The organism is Snodgrassella sp. M0351 (assembly GCF_016100575.1).
GTDB lineage: Bacteria > Pseudomonadota > Gammaproteobacteria > Burkholderiales > Neisseriaceae > Snodgrassella > Snodgrassella alvi.
On the sequence record NZ_JACFSG010000001.1, the window covers coordinates 430,466 to 448,061 of the forward strand.

Below are 17,596 nucleotides of genomic sequence, written 5' to 3' on the forward strand. Positions count from 1 at the left end.
TGCTGCTGAAATGACTACGCTAGTGTTTTTAGACATATAGAAAGTATCAATATGGATCTGACTGAAACCAAAATTTCCAGTAAAGAAGTTTATCGCGGTTCCTTTTTAAATGTTTCAGAGGACACTGTTCGTTTACCCAATGGCAACCAGGCACAGCGGGTAGTTGTACAGCATCCGGGTGCCGCGGCTGTACTTGCGGTTACGGCTGAGCAAAAAGTGGTATTGGTACGACAGTGGCGCTATCCGGTAGGTGAGGCTTTACTGGAAATCCCGGCAGGTAAGCTGGACGGAAAAAATGAAGATCCTGCGCATGCTGCTTTGCGCGAGCTGGCTGAAGAAACCCCTTATACTGCTGCTGAAGTAAAACTGATACATACTTTTTATACTGTTCCCGGTTTCGGTGATGAAAAAATGTATCTTTATCTGGCTGAAAATGTGCAACCAAATAGTGCTCTGGCGGCGGATGAAGATGAAATTATTGAACCAGTGTTGCTCAATCGTGAGCAAGTGCGTTCGGCACTGGCAAATAATCAGATTCATGATGGAAAAACGCTGATTGCTTTGCAGTACTGGTTGTTATATTGTTAATAAATTTATATTTGTCATGAAAATAATCCCGTTACCCGCTCTTTCTGATAACTATATCTGGCTGTTGCAGCAAGAAAATCAGGCTATAGTAATTGACCCGGGCGAAGCGCCTGTTGTCATAAATTATCTGACTAAACATAACCTGACCCTGGATGCTATCTGGCTTACTCATTCTCATTATGACCATATTGATGGGGTGGCGGAATTAAAAAAACATTATTCGCAATGCCAGATTATCGGTTGCATTGATTGGCATATTGTGAATATACCCGTAACTGAAGGCAGTAAATTTCAAGTATTCGGTCAACATGTAACAGTTTGGCATATTCCCGGGCATACTACTGATCATTTGGCTTATCTGGTGTGCGATTCTGCCGGTCGTTACAGAGTATTTTGTGGTGATACGCTGTTTAGTGCAGGCTGCGGACGAGTGAATGGGACTATGGCACAATTGTTCAGCAGTTTGCAGCGTTTAAACAGTCTGCCGCCTGATACCTTGTTTTATCCGGCACATGAATATACCGCAGCAAATTTGAAATTTGCACAAACCGTTGAACCGAATAATTCTGCAATCAGAAATACATTAGTACAGGCAGATAAATTACCTACCTTACCGGTAAGTCTGGCACATGAACGCTCAATCAATCCTTTTTTGCGTACCAGTCAGCCGGAAGTGATGGCCACATTACGCCAAAAAGGCCTCTCAGAGCAGCAGCTTGCCCAACCATTGGCAGCGTTTACTTATTTAAGGGAGTGGAAAAATCATTTTTAAAATTAATCACAGTGTGACTTTTTGCATGCTATGATTATTTCAACATAATAACGAAGGAATAAATGAGTTGAAACTGAGCTAAAGAATGGCGACTGATAATCTCAGCCGGCATATAAAGCTTTCAATTTATCTGAATATGAAAAAATCATCATATTGCATGGACTGGACTAAGTTGCTCAGTACCCAGCGCTTTAAGCCCGAAAATGGGTGTATTGTGCCTACAGTGACCGCTTCAAGTGAAGAGGGGGCGGATGCACTGCGTACTGATTTTCATATTGATTATGATCGTGTGGTTTTTTCCAGTGGTTTTCGCCGTCTCGCCCGTAAAACGCAGGTTCATCCGTTTGCCTTACATGACCATACGCATAATCGTCTGACTCATAGTGTTGAAGTTGCCAGTGTCGGGCGCAGTCTGGGAAATCGGGTCGGTGTAATGCTGAATGCCGGCCATTTCCTGCCATCTGGCAGCCATGCTGCTGATATCGGAGCGATTGTACAGGTTGCCTGTCTGGCTCATGATTTCGGTAATCCGCCATTTGGTCATACAGGTGAAGATGCTTTGCGTGAATGGTTCCGTGATCCGCAGCATGCTCATTATTTACAGGAATTGAGCAATACAGAACGCAATGATATCGAAACTTATGAAGGAAATGCACATAGCTTGCGTCTGGTATCCAGTCTGGAAATGTATCAGAATGATGGCGGAATGCGTCTGACTGCTGCTGTTATCGGTGCTTTAATTAAGTATCCGTGGACCAGTTCTGCACCGCATAGGCGGAATAAATTCAATATTTATCAGACTGAGCTGCCCTTTATGCGCTGTATTGCAGAACAGCTGGGATTGCCGCAAACCGGTGAAAATCAGTGGATGCGCCATCCGCTTTCATATTTAATGGAAGCTGCTGATGATATTTGTTATGCCTTGCTGGATTTGGAAGATGCTGTTGAAATGGGATTATTACAGGTGGCAGACGTAGAGCAAATTCTATCCAGGCTGACAAATAAAGAATATTTCTGGCAGTCTTATAGCAGTCAGGAGCGTTGTGCCCGATTGCGCGGAATTGCCATCGGAAGAGCAGTAGACGATATTGCACATACTTTTATTAAGCATCATCGGGATTTATTGAATGGTTCATTTCGTGGTAAGGATTTGCTTGCTCTGGCTAGTCCGGATGTTAGTGAAGCCCTGAACGCTGCAAAAGAGTTGGCTCGCACACGTATATTCCGCCATCAAAGCAAACTGATTACTGAAATAGCTACTTTTCCTTGTCTGGGTTCGATACTGGGTTTGCTTGTACCTGCGGTACATGCCTTTATTAAAACCGGTCAGCTTAGTAAAAGGCAAGAGCTGGCATTGTCATTATTAAAAGAACAAAAACTGGATAAAAAGGATGGTTTATATCTGGGATATATGAAAGTTCTGGATTTTGTAGGTGGTATGACTGACAATACTGCGGCAAAGCTGGCGCGTGAAGTATCCGGAATCGGAATGCTGTAGATTTTTTTGCTTATATAGTTGCAAAATAAATATATAAAAATCAAGATATTTATATATTTGTTTTCATTTTTATCTATTTTTGGCTTGCCAAAAGACCATTTATTGCGTATTATCGCGCTTCTTGATTTTCGGTGACTCTTAAACGAGTTCGAAAGCAGTGCACCCGTAGCTCAGTTGGATAGAGTATCTGGCTACGAACCAGAGGGTCGGGCGTTCGAATCGCTCCGGGTGCACCATCAAGCTAATGCGCCCATCGTCTAGCGGTTAGGACATCGCCCTTTCACGGCGGTAACCGGGGTTCGATTCCCCGTGGGCGTGCCAGATTTTAAAACCTGTTTGATTTTTCAAACAGGTTTTTTTATTTTAGCTTGAAATATTGCTGGTTTAATTGTTTAGTCCTGAGAATATAGCTGCTGAATTTTGTCATTAATTTTTTCAGGTTTCACTGGAGCTGTTAATACAGATAAATATTTTATACACCCAAATAAGCAGACCGTTGAGATAGCCATCGTTGCAAGTGTTTATTGACTACTTCAGGTTGCTGGCTAATCAGAACAGGCGCTAAATCACGTGCTTTTTCCAGTATGGGCAGATCTTCTTCCAGATTGGCAAAACGCAGCATCGGCACACCACTCTGGCGTGCTCCCAGAAACTCTCCCGGTCCGCGAATATTCAAATCTTGCCGGGCAATTTCAAAGCCGTCGGTATTTTCATAAATTACTTTCAAACGTGCTTTGGCTACATCACTAAGAGGTTCACTGAATAACAATACACAGCGGCTGGCTGCTGCTCCACGTCCCACCCGACCGCGAAGCTGATGCAATTGTGCCAGTCCCATACGTTCAGCATGTTCTATTACCATCAGACTGGCATTGGGTACATCTACACCAACTTCAATCACTGTTGTAGCCACCAGTACCTGAATACTGCCTTCAACAAATGCTGTCATAACAGCTGCTTTTTCTGCCGGCTTGAGCCGTCCATGTATTAAGCCTATATTCAGTTCTGGTAACGCCGTCTGTAATTGAGCAACTGTATCTACGGCAGTTTGCAATTGCAGTACTTCAGATTCTTCAATTAACGGACAGACCCAGTATACCTGCCGGCCTTGTGCACAGGTATGCTTTACCAGTTTTTCAACTTCCTGACGGCGGGCCGTGTTTACCAGACGGGTTATAACAGGTGTTCGTCCGGGAGGCAGTTCATCAATGACAGAAACATCCAGATCGGCAAAAAAACTCATTGCCAGTGTGCGTGGTATTGGTGTGGCGGACATCATCAGCTGATGTACATCTTCACCTTTATTTTTTAATGCCAGACGCTGGGCAACACCAAATCTGTGCTGTTCATCAACAATAATCAGACCCAGATTATGAAAAGTAACATCATCCTGAAATAGAGCATGCGTACCTATTGCCAGCTGGGCAATACCATCTGCCAGTTCTTTCCGTGCTTCATCACGGGCTTTTTTGCGCATACTGCCTGAAAGTCTGGCAATCCGGATTCCTAAAGGTGAAAACCATTGTGTAAATTTCAGATAATGTTGTTCAGCCAGAATTTCTGTGGGTGCCATGACCGCTACCTGAAAACCGGCTTCTATTGCTATTGCCGCTGCCAGAGCACAAACAATGGTTTTACCGCTGCCCACATCTCCCTGTAGTAAACGGTGCATTGGGTGTGTCTGGGCTAAATCATCAGTAATTTCAGCAAGAGCACGTTGCTGAGCTTCTGTTAAGGTAAAACTCAGGTTAGCCAGTAAATGCTCACTAATATGGCCGTTACCAGTTAAAGCTTTTGCATGCCCGTTTAAGCGTTGCTGGCGTGCCAGCCTCATGGATAACTGCTGAGCCAGCAATTCATCAAATTTCAGCCTTTGCCATGCTGGTAAAGTACCTTTATGTAAATCACGCGCAGTGTACTCTGGCGGTGGGGAGTGCAGAAAAATCAGGCTTTCCAGCAGAGGAGGTAATTGTAACTGCTGTAATAATTCTGCCGGCAGTGTATCATCTGCCGGCAAGTGCTTGAGTGCAGCCTGAATCAGCCGGCGAAGAGCAGGCTGGTTTAGTCCGTTAACGGTGGGATAAACAGGAGTGAGGCTTTCTGCCAGTCCTTTATCAATATCAGTGCGAATTTTTGGGTGCACCATCTCATCGCCAAAAAAACCATGTCTGATTTCACCCAGAGCCCGAATCACATTACCTTCTGCCAGTTGTTTTTGCTGATTAGGATAAAAATGTAAAAATCGCAGGTACAAGACATGTCCAGATACGTCCTGAACCTGTACTACCAACTGTTTGCGCGGACGAAATTGTATTTGCTGATGAATAACAGTAGCTTCAATCTGTACCGGCACCCCGTTCTGTGCATCAGCAATCGGCGTAATATGTGTCTCATCTTCATAGCGTAACGGTAAGTGTAAAGCCAAATCCCAAATATTAGTAATATTGAGTTTGGTCAGTTTGGCAAGCGTATTGGCACTTACTGGAAAGGGAAAATCAGCAGTAGACATAGTGACAAACAGTAAAAGCATATTACAACATGGTTACGATAGCATGTTTGCACATATAGCGCTAATCTGACCACTTTAATCATATTTAAAGAATTGATCAGAATATCAAATTAATACACTGTGTATTTTGATTAAAAAAATAAACCCGTTTCGCTATCCGGACAGCGAAACGGGTACTCTGACAGAATGAATTAATCTTGTCGCTCTACTTGTGTTACATCACGTACAGCACCGGTATCAGCACTCGTAGTCATGGCTGCATAGGCACGTAAAGCAACAGAGACATGACGCTGACGTTTAACAGGTTTCCATGCACGAGCACCACGACTTTCCATTTCTGTGCGGCGTTGTACTAACTCTGCATCAGATACAGCCAGATGTATCCGGCGTTCAGGAATATCAATTTCGATAATATCTCCTTCCTGTACCAGCCCGATATTGCCGCCTTCGGCAGCTTCAGGAGAAGCATGACCAATTGAAAGCCCCGAAGTGCCCCCGGAAAAACGACCGTCTGTAAGCAGAGCACATGCTTTACCCAAACCTTTAGATTTCAGATAACTGGTCGGATAAAGCATTTCCTGCATTCCGGGGCCGCCTTTGGGACCCTCATAACGGATAATAACCACATCACCAGCTACTATTTGGTTACCCAGAATGGCTTCAACAGCCTCATCCTGACTTTCAAACACCCGAGCACGGCCGGTAAATTTAAGAATACTATCATCTACACCAGCCGTTTTAACTACACAGCCACGTTCTGCGAGATTACCGAATAACACAGCAAGACCGCCGTCCTGAGAATAAGCATGCTGTTTATCACGGATACAGCCATTTTCACGATCCAGATCCAGAGTAGGCCACATCGCGTTTTGTGAGAAGGCCTCTGTTGAACGGATGCCGCCCGGTGCAGCCCGATATCGTTGTATTGCCTCAGTATTGTTCTGATTGCTTACATCCCAGTGCTTAATCGCATCTGCCAGTGTAGGCATATGTACAGTATGTACACTGGTATCAAGTAAACCAGCATGATTAAGCTGGGATAAAATGGCCATAACACCTCCGGCACGATGCACATCTTCCATGTGATATTTTTGTGTAGCCGGAGCCACTTTACACAGGCAGGGTACATGGCGGCTTAACTGGTCAATATCAGCCATTTTAAAATTAACACCGGCTTCGGTCGCGGCTGCCAGCAAGTGTAATACCGTATTGGTAGAACCACCCATAGCAATATCCAGACTCATAGCATTATTAAAAGCTGCCTTAGTTGCAATACTGCGCGGAAGCACACTGGAGTCATTCTGTTCATAATAGCGTTTGGCTAATTCAACAATACGCCGGCCTGCTTCAAGAAAAAGTTCTTTACGTAATGCATGAGTAGCGAGTAAAGAACCATTACCTGGTAAGGATAAACCCAGAGCTTCAGTCAGACAGTTCATTGAATTAGCTGTAAACATACCTGAGCATGAACCGCAGGTAGGGCAGGCACTACGCTCCACTTGTGCAACTGTTTCATCGCTGATTTTATCGTTACCAGCCTCAATCATTGCATCAATCAGATCCAGTTTGCGAATTTGTTGCTCACCATTGTTGGCTGCGATTATTTTACCCGCCTCCATCGGACCACCGGAGACAAAAATAGTCGGAATGTTTAGGCGCATAGATGCCATCAGCATTCCCGGAGTAATTTTGTCACAGTTGGATATACACACCAGTGCATCAGCACAATGTGCGTTGACCATATATTCCACACTATCCGCAATCAGGTCGCGTGAAGGCAGGCTATAAAGCATTCCTTCATGTCCCATAGCGATGCCATCATCAACCGCGATGGTATTAAACTCCTTGGCAATACCGCCAGAACGTTCAATTTCACGTGCTACCAGCTGACCTATATTATGCAAATGCACATGTCCGGGAACAAACTGAGTAAAAGAATTAGCTATAGCAATAATCGGTTTACCAAAATCACTATCAGCGACACCTGTTGCACGCCAGAGTGCGCGTGCACCGGCCATATTGCGCCCATGTGTAGAAGTTTGTGAACGGTATTGTGGCATTATGCATTCCCTTGTATTGGTTTTTTATCTATAAATGTAAAACAACTGCCAGCATGGTACGCAGACAGTTGATGTTTGTAAACTTAGAACTGAATTGATTATATAATTTTAACAGGTTAATTTTAGATTACACAGAAATTAATATAGCTGACACAGTATATCAATATGTAATATTCTCAAGTATATATAATTATACTTTTATGACAATTGTTTTGGCTAAATAATCTTGCAAAGTACGTCGATTGGCCTTCGTTCTGAACACCATAAAAAACAAATAAATGTAATTAAATAGTTACATGTTTTCTCAGTGTAGATTCAGGATTAAGGTTGAAAATTTTAATCAATAAGTATGAAAAAATACCAAAAATTGTTTGAAACAGAATTTCACGAATCAGTACGGTACCCACAAATCCCACATTGCGTCCGTGAAGGTTAATAACTTTAATTTTCATAATGCGCTTACCAAAGGGCTGACCAGTTTTACTCATCATAATCCATTGTGCTGTGATAATTGGTATTGAAGGTATACACGGTGGCAGTTTATAGGTAAAAAGATAATGGGTTCAGGGTAATACACCTTAATATTAGGTTGTCTGATTTTTGGATTAATGTGATAAAAAGAGAGATCATTTATTATTTATATATAATTTTTCTTGTAATGACTATTTTTATTTACCAGTTCCGTATAATGAGGTTTTGTGGATTTTTTCTTACTGACGTTGCTTAAGCTATGGTCATTATTAATGACACTTCCATTATTATTTATCATTCTTTTGATAAATATATTCAATTTAACGTGTCTATATCGACTATTTTCAGATAAATTTTTATCTATCACTTTACAGGATAAACTTGCAAAAACCAAAGTAGTACAAAATATTTCAAAATAGCTTTATAAAAAATATATTAATATTATTTGAGTAATTTTAAATTTAGTCAGCCTCAAGAAATTTTAATTTTTCCTGAGGCTTCTTAGTTATTTAATTTTAACGACGATTGTATTAGCCAAAAAGTCTTGCAGTGTACGATAATTTGATTTTCTTATAAATAACATAATTATACAAATAAAAAGAAATAGAGTTGAAAATTCAGTGAATATACTTAAAATCCTATATAAATAATCTAAAAATTTATCAATAAAATTCAGGTATACACCAACATTTTTAGCAGGTTCCATTTCACTGAAATATACATATATTCCTACTAATTTAAACAAAAGGATAAGAGTAATGAATGTATAAAAAATTTCACGGACGAATACTGCATTGAAAAAGCCAGCTTTCTCACCATTCTTTTTAATAACTTTGATTTTCATTAATCGCTTACCAACAGATTGGCCTGTTAGACTCATTTGTATAAATTGAAACATAACATAAATGAGTAAAGGTAATATGATATATAAGAATATACGTATTGGTTGATGTACACCTCCCTCAAAATTATCATCCATAAATAAGAATGAAAAAATAGATCTTATTGGCTTATCAGTACTATAATCTGCAAAAATCCATAATTCAAAAGGATTTATAATATTTTGTGAATAATTCGATTCATAATCAGTTTGAAAATTGTAAACATGTAAAGCAATGTAAAATATAAAATAATATATTACATAATTAATCAGATATGCTGTAACTCTTTTCCATGGCGGAGCCAGTTCAACCAGGCCGCCTTTTTCTGTCATTAAGAAATTATGTTTATCATTTAATGCTGAAGATTGTTGAGTACAGGACATAAATTTATAAATCTCTTAGTGTGAAATCAAATTCAATATGCTTATAAACCAGCAATGTTTAAGTTAATTTTATAAAAAATAATATTATATATTTACATAATATTATTTGATAATAATATCAGAATTTATTTATATTTCATTAGATTTATTTGGTAAATATGTTTTTTTATAAATAAAACAGATATTTTTAAATAAAATATCTGTTTTATGATGTAGCTAATCCGTTTTTATATCATGCAGATGTTCTCAACTCAGCCGAGAGTTTATCCAGAATACCATTAATGAATTTATAGCCATCGGTACCACCAAAGGTTTTAGTAATTTCGATAGCTTCATTGATGATTACTGGATGGGGTGTTTCCGGCATGGCAGAAAGTTCATGACAGGCCATCAGTAGTACAGCCCGTTCAACTGGATTAAGTTCATCTTCGTGGCGGTCCAGCAGAGGACGGATCCTTTTCATGTAATCACGCTGATTGTTATAGGCACCAAAAAATATCTGGGTAAACAATTCTTCATCAGCTTTGGCGAAATATTCATTATCACGAATATTTTGCGCAATAATAGCAGCTGATTCTTCGTTATTCAGTTGTGCCTGATACAAAGCCTGAACAGCAAACTGACGGGCACGACGACGTGGTGTAATCATTGACATGTATACAATGTCCTTGTTTAATAAATAATCAATATTGAATTTTAAGCAGATTGGCCATTTCTACTGCTACTATAGCCGCTTCACTGCCTTTATTGTGCATACGTGCCAGTGCCTGAGCATCGTTTTCGGTAGTCAGTATAGCATTGGCAATGGGTATATTGTGATCCAGACTAACTCGGGATACACCTGCGGCAGCTTCGTTGGACACCAGCTCAAAATGATAAGTCTCACCGCGGATAACCACTCCGATGGCCACCAAAGCATCAAATTTGCCGCTGTCAGCCATGCTTTTCAATACCAGAGGTACTTCTAAAGCACCCGGTACAGTAGCCAAAGTTATATCGCTGTCTTTAACCCCCAGTTTAACCAAGCGGCTGCAACAGGCTTTGACCAGCTCCGCTCCGACAGGATTAGTAAAGCGTGCCTGTACAATGCCTATACGCAGGCCAGAGCCGTTATGTTCCGGGGTGATGGTATTCATTCAGTTTCCTTTTTTCATCTGTTACGCCTCAAGCACCATTGCATTGTCCGGAATAAAATACTTACATCACAGACACACAAGTATTTATGCTTAGCATTCTGATTTTACCGAATTTGCCAATAGGGTGGAATGTTTAAACTGTTTTTTTCTGTTTGTGTCTGGGCTTAAGTGAGCCCAGATAAATGGCCAGTAAGGTCAGTGCAGTACCAGTCCATTGCACAGTATTTATCGGTTTATTCAGCAGGAAAAAATCGATCAGAATCGCAGCAACAGGTTCACTTAATAATAATAAACCGGTTAAAGTCAGTGACAGCAAAGGTACGGCATAAGCAATTAACCCCCAGGCAAAACACTGCATGACCACACCGTAAATCATGATCAGAAGAATATCTTTTGTGTTAGTAGGCCAGAAATGACCTGAATCAATGAGAATACTTGGCACAATTAATGCACCGACTGCTCCGACACTGACCAGCAGCATCAGCGGAAATAATGCAACCGGCTCTGCCAGATGTGCCTGACGAATACATGCCATGGAGGCAGCCATTGCTGCACCGGAAATCAGACCGATAAAAATACCATAACCACCATGTGAATTGTGTCTGAGTTCGGGGTGGGCGATCAGTAAAATGCCGATTACAGACAATATCATGCTGAATAGTTGTAATTTACTCTGTCGTTCACCGAAGAAAAACCAGGCAATTGCCGCCAGAAAAAAAATCTGCATACTGTTGAGCAGTGTAGAAATTCCCGGACCTACGGCATGAATGCTTTCATGCCAGAATGCCAGATCAAAACCTAAAAATACACCTGATAGCATACAAAACCGTTTTGCTTTATTGGTTTCAGGCAGTTTCTGACCAAAATAGCGACTTAAAAACAGAAAAACGATACCACCAATGAATACACGCCATAATGCAATGGCATAAGAACCAATAGATACAAATTTAACAATCAGACTGCCGAGTCCGAAAACAACGCAGCCGAAAGTTAAACCGGAAGCAGCCCATTTTTGCGGGGTCAGTTGCATTAGATACCATCCTTAAATAACAGCCATTACAATAGGCTGTCGGAAAATACCCGATGCCGGTGTTCAATGGCAACAGATAATTCAGACAGCCTGAGGTAGGGTATTGTATTTAATTGTGTTACTAAAATATATACTTGTTTAGTAAAGAATTATTATCGGGATGGTTCTTCAAACCCGGTAACTTCCAGACCAAATCCATTCAGGCCGGTAAAGGCAGAAGGCTTACCCATTACCCGCATGCGTTTGACTTTTAAACCAGCCAGTATCTGAGCACCGATACCATAAGTTTTACTATCCCACTGTCTCGTCTGATGAGTGCCTTTGGGTAAGGTGCGGTCTAATAAAGTGGCTCCGGTTTCAGTACGGTGCATCAGAATAATTATACCGGCATCAGCTTGCTGTATACGTGCCATAGCTTCAGGTAGTGGCCATGTATGCAACTGATCCGGTTGCAGAAAATCCATGGCACTAAATGGTTCATGTACTCTTACCAGCACTTCACCGGCAGTTTCCGGATCGCCTTTAACCAGTGCCAGATGGGTTTCACCGGATAATTGATCAACATATACATGCTGAGTAAAATCTCCCCATGTTGTATGGATAGTATTTACTCCCAGTTCTTCTATCAGACTTTCGTGACGGCTGCGATATTCAATCAAATCAGCAATAGTGCCAATTTTAATATCATGTTTTTCAGCAAAAACCATCAGCTCCGGCATACGGGCCATGGTGCCGTCGTCATTAATGATTTCACAGATAACGGCTGCCGGAATCAAGCCGGCCAGTTTGGCTAAATCAACGCTTGCCTCAGTGTGCCCGGTGCGAACCAGAACGCCGCCTTTTTGTGCACGTAGCGGAAAAATATGGCCCGGCTGGACAATATCTTCTGCTTTGGCTGTAGGGGAAACTGCAGCCTGTACGGTATGGGCACGGTCTGCTGCGGAAATACCGGTAGTAATACCATGTGCTGCTTCTATGGAAACCGTAAAATTAGTACCATACTGAGCGCCGTTATTCTGTGTCATCAGTGGTAAGCGGAGGCGATCTACTATTTCTTCTTCCAGAGGCAGGCAAACCAGACCCCGGGCATATTTAATCATGAAATTGATGGCTTCAGGTGTGACAAACTGTGCAGCCATGATTAAATCACCTTCGTTTTCACGGTTTTCTGCATCAGTAATAATAACCATTTTACCGGCTTTTATGTCGGCAATAATTTCAGAAATGGTGGCAATACTCATGATAGTAAACAACGCTCCCTTAATAAAATAAAGGTTATTTTACTCTGGATTACCGGGACTGGTGCGCTTTTATCTTAGCGTTATTCGAATGCCGGCTACGAAATTACCGGAATAAAAAAATTAAAATAAACAGATTAAGCTGCAATATCATTAATCAGGCAGGAAATTATATAAATAATAATGATTTTTTACTCAAGTTACAGAATAGGCAATGAGATAATAAAATTTTACTCGCAGGCATTATTGATGAATAAAAGATGAGTCAGTCGCTTTCTTTAATTTTTCAGGTACAAAACTTTTTTGAAAGTAGCAAACCGTTTTCAAAACGGACTGATTGTAAAAAGTGGATAAATACAAACTTGACGGAACAGCTTTTATCATTTGGAAAACAAATATTTATCAGAAATCGCCGTAAAAGATATAAAAAGAATTAAATTAAAAAATCTGATTTTTTCTTAAAACCATACAATAAACCAAGTAATTTTTTAAAACTAAACCATACAACTTTTTAAAACTAAACCATACAACTTTTTAAAACTAAACCATACAACTTTTTAAAACTAAACCATACAACTTTTTAAAACTAGACCATACAACTTTTTAAAACTAGACCATACAACTTTTTAAAACTAGACTATACAACTTTTAAAACTAAACCATACAAATTTTTAAAATAAACCATACTACTTATTAAAAACTAAGGTGTTGACTATTTTTTAAACATTAATATAATTGATATACATATTTATTTAAATTGTGTTGTTTCAAATTTTATACTATGTGAATTTTTTACTTAAGAAAGATGATAAACTAACAAATAATTATTTATAGCCGAATATTTTGAAACCGATTATTACTTATTTGGATAAATAGTAATCAGTTTCTGTATATTTATATAACATATTTTGTATATAAGTAAATTTATAATTAATTTTTTACTTTATTTATATACTGTTGCATATATTTCTGCGCGGTATCAACAATTGCCTGTGTCTGAGCATCCACTTCGAGATTGATGCGATCATTTACCTGACAGCTTCCAAATAAAGTCCGGTTCATGGTTTCGGGAATCAGATGAACGTTAAATTCAGTAGTGGTTACCTCGCCGATGGTCAGGCTGCAGCCGTTCAGCCCGATAAAACCTTTAGTAAGGATATAAGGGGCTGCACTTTCAGGGAGGTTAAACCAGACAGTACGATTATCAGGGGTGTCTTCAATTTTATTAATGGTGGTCGTAGTAAAAATATGACCACTCATAATATGACCGCCAATTTCATCCCCATAGCGTGCAGCACGCTCAATGTTTACCGCATCACCTACTTGTAGTTGTCCTAAATTGGTTTTGGCCAGACTTTCCGCCATGACATCAAAACATACTTCATCACCTTTAATAGCTGTAATGGTCAGGCAGCAGCCATTATTGGCAATAGAAGCACCGATAGTCAGGTTGTTACAGGCTCCCTCAGGGAGACGTACCTGTATTGTGCGCAATTGTTCATACTCTTGAATAGAGGTAACGGTACCTAAACCGCAGACAATTCCTGTAAACATTTATAATTCCTTTAAACAGATCAGGCAGATTGTGTATGTCTGGTTTTTGCAGCCTTTAACCGGGCTTCTTTGCGAATGGCTCCTTCCTGAAAACGGCGAGCCTCTTCTTCGCTGGCAATACATAGCGGCGGTACAACTGTAGGTTTGCCGTTTTTGTCTACAGCAACCATGCTAAAATAACAGCTATTAGTGTGTCGTGCACTGCGATGCTGGATATCCTGTGCTTCTACGCGAATACCAACTTCCATAGAAGTTCGGCCGACATGGTTAACTGACGCATAAAAAGTAACGAGTTCGCCCACGTGAATTGGTTCTTTGAATATTACCTGATCAACAGATAATGTTACTACATATTCGCCAGAATAACGACTGGCGCAGGCATAGGCTACCTGATCCAGTAGCTTGAGTAAATCTCCGCCATGTACATTTCCGTGAAAATTTGCTAATGCCGGAGTCATAAGTACAGACATGGAAAGCTGATGCTGCGCACCTTGCGGTGGTAAAGGTGTAGGTTTCATGGAATAGCCTCTGATGTGTGTTTCTGTGTTAATTATTGTCTTTCTATGAAGACTGGTTGTTATTATAGAAGCTATTGATAGTTATAACCAGCGACGTCTGTAAAAATAAATTAATAAGCTAATAATTATAGTCGCCATAAGGCCGAGTACCACAAAATAACTATAATGCCAGTGTAATTCAGGCATGTTATCAAAATTCATCCCATAGATACCGGTAAGGACATTCAGTGGCATGACGATGATAGTGATAACGGTAAGCATGCGCATTTGTTCATTCAGATGGTTTGACTGATAGGATAAATGCACATCCATCATGCCCATTACAGTATCTCGTGCACTGTCGAGCGTTTCCATTAATTGCTGGGTATGGTCATACACGTCAAGTAAATAAACATGGGTGTTCTGACTGAACATGGAAAATTCACCATGTACAATTCGGCCGACAATATCACGGATGGGGGAAAGGGTACGGCGCAGATTACTGGCATCACGTTTTAACTGGTGGATCAGAATCAGTAAGTTTTTATTACTGTTGCTAAACAGGCGTTTGTCTACACCTTCAACCCGATTATCAAATTCATCTACAGTAACGAAATAATCATCAATGATACGATCCAGCAATGAATACGCCAGAAAATCAATTCCTTTGCGGTAGATATCACTGTAATTATGCTGAATATATTTACGGATAATATGCAGTAATCCGAGCGGTTCAAACTGGAAAGTAATAATATAATTCTGACCAATGATGATATAAATCTGGTTATATTGCAGTTTTTGTTTTTTATAAACAAAAACTCGTGCGGCTACAAACAGATAATGTCCGTAGTCTTCAATTTTCGGACGCTGCTTGCGACTAAGCATGTCTTCCATGGCCAGTTCATGGATATTAAAAGGCTGTAATAGCTGATGCAGCTGTTCGTTATCAGTAATACCAATCAGGTGAATCCATGTAAGACAGTCTGTATCAGGTGCAGGTATGTTTTTACTGCATATATCGTCGCCGGTGAAGCTATGATTGATTAATTGCTTTTCTTTAATCCGGATAATAGTCATGGATTGTGCCGGCATGTTGCTGACATTGCTGCGATGTACCAGACTAGGCAGATTATGGGTCTGAGCCAGTTTGTTACTGGAAACATTCGGCGTTGTACTCATGGGACATCCTTGACTGATTTCTGGTTTACATAGCTTTGATTTCTAACTGTAATCCAATTTTCTGCCATAAAACAGATTCCTGCAATAAGACACTATCTGTAAGCGGATTGTGTTTTAACCATTCTTTACTCAGGCTGATGGTCAGTTTCCTTAACTGTTTGTCATAGTGAATGTCACAATGATTCACCGGTATCTGAATGTCTTGCCGTGCCCGGCAGAACAGTGCAGCCAGCCGTAATGACAATATACCCAGCCAGAGCATTTCCTGCTGACTGAATTCGGCTATTTTCCGTAGGTCGCCGCGCTGTCCTAATACCATTGTGGCCAGAATATGCTGTTCTTTACGTGAAAAACCGGGCATATCAGCCTGATCGAGGATATAGGCTGCATGCTTATGAAAACCAGTATGGGAAATATCCAGACCAATTTCATGTACCAGCGCAGCCCAGTGTACATATTGCTGCCATTGTTCCGGATGATCAGGAGAGACGGAGGCGGACAGATGATTGAATATCATTTGAGCCAGCCCAGCTACCCGTTCTGCCTGGATGGTGTCAACATGATAGCGCTGCTGAAAATCAGCTATAGTCTGGTTGCGCATATCATCACCAAGTTGTCGTCCGATCATGTCGTAAAACACACCATCCCGCAGTGCTGCATCGGTTACTGTCATTTCGCTGATATTCAGTTCGGCAAAGGCGGCGATCATTACAGCCAGTCCGCCGGCAAAAACCTCTGTCCGGTCTGATTTTAAGCCTTCCAGTTTGGCTTTTTTGGTGCTTCCGGCTGCAATAATATGATTGGCAATTTTGTGCATTTGTGTTGCGGTAATTGCATCGATGGTTGTGTCACCGGCTGCAATCACATCGCGAATAGAGCGGGCAGAGCCGGAGGTACCAATAGCGTGATGCCAGCCAATATTTTTGAGTGCGACAGAAATACGCTGAATTTCTGCCCGTGCATTGTTGACTGCGGCCTGAAAATTTTTATGGTGTATTTTACCGCGCGGGAAGAACCGCATACTGTAGGAAACACAGCCAAGATTCAGGCTTTCGGTAATGGCAGGCTGTAAATCCTGTCCGATAACAAATTCAGTAGAGCCGCCGCCAATATCTATTACCAGCATGTTTTCACCCTTAGGCGGTAAGGTATGAACCACACCGGTATATATCAGTCTGGCTTCTTCGCGTCCGGCAATAATATCAATCGGAAAACCCAGTCTGGCTTCGGCAAGCGGTATAAATTGACTGATATTTTTGGCAACGCGAAAAGTATTGGTTGCAACAACTCTTACTTGATCAGGATTGAAACCACGCAGCCTTTCTCCGAATCTGGCCAGACAATCCAATGCGCGTTGCTGAGAATCCTGATCAAGATTTTTTTGTTCGTCCAGTCCTGCTGCCAGCCTTACCATTTCTTTGATGGAATCAATGACCTGTAAATGGCCGTTCTGATTGTGGCAAATCTGGAGACGAAAGCTGTTAGAGCCTAGGTCTACAGTAGCGAGCATGTCTTGCGTGGTCATAATAAATATTTTTTTAGTTCAGATAGACATAATGTTACCGTATCCCTACCGTAACTGCCATGAATGGCTGTTTTACCGAATGCTGTCGGCGAAAATGATACACAAGTAACAGTGAATTTTATTTTTGGATAAAAATAAAAAGGGGAAATTTGTGATTGAATGTACTTAAGTATTTCGGCAGAGCTGAATACTTTACATTGCTATTATGCTGACAGATTGCAGCAGTGTATAAAGCTTGAGTCAGCTGAAATCCGGATACAATTCAGACCGCTGTA

Annotated in this window: 14 protein-coding genes, 2 tRNA genes and 1 pseudogene; 5 read left to right on the plus strand and 12 right to left on the minus strand. The window is 40.8% G+C overall.

From position 1 onward, the window contains the following. Nucleotides 1–51 precede the first annotated feature (51 nt). The 5 genes from H3V01_RS01840 (at nt 52) to H3V01_RS01860 (ending at nt 3,179) form a co-directional block, all read left to right on the plus strand. Nucleotides 52–588 carry an NUDIX hydrolase gene (locus tag H3V01_RS01840; protein WP_025330368.1) on the plus strand — a complete coding sequence of 179 codons (537 nt, stop codon included), beginning with the start codon at nt 52–54 and terminating at the stop codon, nt 586–588. A gap of 16 nt (nt 589–604) precedes the next feature. Further along, nucleotides 605–1,360 carry a hydroxyacylglutathione hydrolase gene (gene gloB, locus H3V01_RS01845; protein WP_198185829.1) on the plus strand — a complete coding sequence of 252 codons (756 nt, stop codon included), beginning with the start codon at nt 605–607 and terminating at the stop codon, nt 1,358–1,360. A 157-nt stretch (nt 1,361–1,517) separates the two neighbouring features. Continuing rightward, on the plus strand, nt 1,518–2,858 hold the full coding sequence (locus H3V01_RS01850; RefSeq protein ID WP_084564835.1) for a deoxyguanosinetriphosphate triphosphohydrolase: 1,341 nt from the start codon (nt 1,518–1,520) through the stop codon (nt 2,856–2,858). 159 nt (nt 2,859–3,017) lie between these two features. After that, nucleotides 3,018–3,094: transfer RNA gene (locus H3V01_RS01855), tRNA-Arg, on the plus strand. A gap of 10 nt (nt 3,095–3,104) precedes the next feature. Continuing rightward, nucleotides 3,105–3,179: transfer RNA gene (locus H3V01_RS01860), tRNA-Glu, on the plus strand. Nucleotides 3,180–3,330: 151 nt separating this feature from the next. Here H3V01_RS01860 and recG read toward each other — a convergent pair. From recG to ppx, 12 genes and pseudogenes are all read right to left on the minus strand, one after another. Continuing rightward, complete coding sequence (gene recG / locus H3V01_RS01865) at nt 3,331–5,367, minus strand: ATP-dependent DNA helicase RecG (protein ID WP_198186420.1); 2,037 nt, start codon at nt 5,365–5,367, stop codon at nt 3,331–3,333. Between the two features lie 191 nt (nt 5,368–5,558). Beyond that, complete coding sequence (gene ilvD / locus H3V01_RS01870; protein ID WP_198185830.1) at nt 5,559–7,427, minus strand: dihydroxy-acid dehydratase; 1,869 nt, start codon at nt 7,425–7,427, stop codon at nt 5,559–5,561. 284 nt (nt 7,428–7,711) lie between these two features. Further along, on the minus strand, nt 7,712–7,918 hold the full coding sequence (locus H3V01_RS01875; RefSeq protein WP_198185831.1) for an RDD family protein: 207 nt from the start codon (nt 7,916–7,918) through the stop codon (nt 7,712–7,714). Between the two features lie 485 nt (nt 7,919–8,403). Then, entirely contained in the window at nt 8,404–9,162 is a 759-nt protein-coding gene (locus H3V01_RS01880) for an RDD family protein (protein WP_198185832.1), read from the minus strand. 232 nt (nt 9,163–9,394) lie between these two features. Then, nucleotides 9,395–9,811 (minus strand): transcription antitermination factor NusB, encoded by a 417-nt coding sequence (gene nusB / locus H3V01_RS01885; protein WP_084586444.1) that lies wholly within the window; start codon nt 9,809–9,811, stop codon nt 9,395–9,397. A gap of 34 nt (nt 9,812–9,845) precedes the next feature. Further along, nucleotides 9,846–10,298, minus strand: coding sequence for a 6,7-dimethyl-8-ribityllumazine synthase (ribH, locus tag H3V01_RS01890; RefSeq protein ID WP_198185833.1), 453 nt, complete (start codon nt 10,296–10,298; stop codon nt 9,846–9,848). A 133-nt stretch (nt 10,299–10,431) separates the two neighbouring features. After that, nucleotides 10,432–11,328 (minus strand): DMT family transporter, encoded by an 897-nt coding sequence (locus H3V01_RS01895; RefSeq protein WP_198185834.1) that lies wholly within the window; start codon nt 11,326–11,328, stop codon nt 10,432–10,434. Nucleotides 11,329–11,480: 152 nt separating this feature from the next. Next, nucleotides 11,481–12,557: pseudogene (gene ribBA / locus H3V01_RS01900) on the minus strand (bifunctional 3,4-dihydroxy-2-butanone-4-phosphate synthase/GTP cyclohydrolase II); the annotation flags it as partial. 939 nt (nt 12,558–13,496) lie between these two features. Next, a complete protein-coding gene (locus tag H3V01_RS01905; RefSeq protein ID WP_198185836.1) occupies nt 13,497–14,120 on the minus strand; it encodes a riboflavin synthase subunit alpha in 624 nt (207 codons plus the stop codon). Nucleotides 14,121–14,140: 20 nt separating this feature from the next. Beyond that, complete coding sequence (locus H3V01_RS01910; protein WP_025330379.1) at nt 14,141–14,638, minus strand: acyl-CoA thioesterase; 498 nt, start codon at nt 14,636–14,638, stop codon at nt 14,141–14,143. A gap of 81 nt (nt 14,639–14,719) precedes the next feature. After that, the gene (corA, locus tag H3V01_RS01915) at nt 14,720–15,796 is read right to left on the minus strand and encodes a magnesium/cobalt transporter CorA (RefSeq protein ID WP_084549883.1); all 1,077 of its coding nucleotides are present in this window, start codon (nt 15,794–15,796) and stop codon (nt 14,720–14,722) included. 25 nt (nt 15,797–15,821) lie between these two features. Then, nucleotides 15,822–17,321, minus strand: a complete 1,500-nt coding sequence (ppx, locus tag H3V01_RS01920; protein WP_198185837.1) for an exopolyphosphatase — start codon at nt 17,319–17,321, stop codon at nt 15,822–15,824. Nucleotides 17,322–17,596: the final 275 nt, after the last annotated feature.

Bases quoted from the DNA above. Each gene is read 5' to 3' on its own strand.
- H3V01_RS01840 (WP_025330368.1), top strand. From the start codon at position 52: ATGGATCTGACTGAAACCAAAATTTCCAGTAAAGAAGTTTATCGCGGT.
- gloB (WP_198185829.1), top strand. From the start codon at position 605: ATGAAAATAATCCCGTTACCCGCTCTTTCTGATAACTATATCTGGCTG.
- H3V01_RS01850 (WP_084564835.1), top strand. From the start codon at position 1,518: ATGGACTGGACTAAGTTGCTCAGTACCCAGCGCTTTAAGCCCGAAAAT.
- recG (WP_198186420.1), bottom strand. From the start codon at position 5,367: ATGTCTACTGCTGATTTTCCCTTTCCAGTAAGTGCCAATACGCTTGCC.
- ilvD (WP_198185830.1), bottom strand. From the start codon at position 7,427: ATGCCACAATACCGTTCACAAACTTCTACACATGGGCGCAATATGGCC.
- H3V01_RS01875 (WP_198185831.1), bottom strand. From the start codon at position 7,918: ATGATGAGTAAAACTGGTCAGCCCTTTGGTAAGCGCATTATGAAAATT.
- H3V01_RS01880 (WP_198185832.1), bottom strand. From the start codon at position 9,162: ATGTCCTGTACTCAACAATCTTCAGCATTAAATGATAAACATAATTTC.
- nusB (WP_084586444.1), bottom strand. From the start codon at position 9,811: ATGATTACACCACGTCGTCGTGCCCGTCAGTTTGCTGTTCAGGCTTTG.
- ribH (WP_198185833.1), bottom strand. From the start codon at position 10,298: ATGAATACCATCACCCCGGAACATAACGGCTCTGGCCTGCGTATAGGC.
- H3V01_RS01895 (WP_198185834.1), bottom strand. From the start codon at position 11,328: ATGCAACTGACCCCGCAAAAATGGGCTGCTTCCGGTTTAACTTTCGGC.
- H3V01_RS01905 (WP_198185836.1), bottom strand. From the start codon at position 14,120: ATGTTTACAGGAATTGTCTGCGGTTTAGGTACCGTTACCTCTATTCAA.
- H3V01_RS01910 (WP_025330379.1), bottom strand. From the start codon at position 14,638: ATGAAACCTACACCTTTACCACCGCAAGGTGCGCAGCATCAGCTTTCC.
- corA (WP_084549883.1), bottom strand. From the start codon at position 15,796: ATGAGTACAACGCCGAATGTTTCCAGTAACAAACTGGCTCAGACCCAT.
- ppx (WP_198185837.1), bottom strand. From the start codon at position 17,321: ATGACCACGCAAGACATGCTCGCTACTGTAGACCTAGGCTCTAACAGC.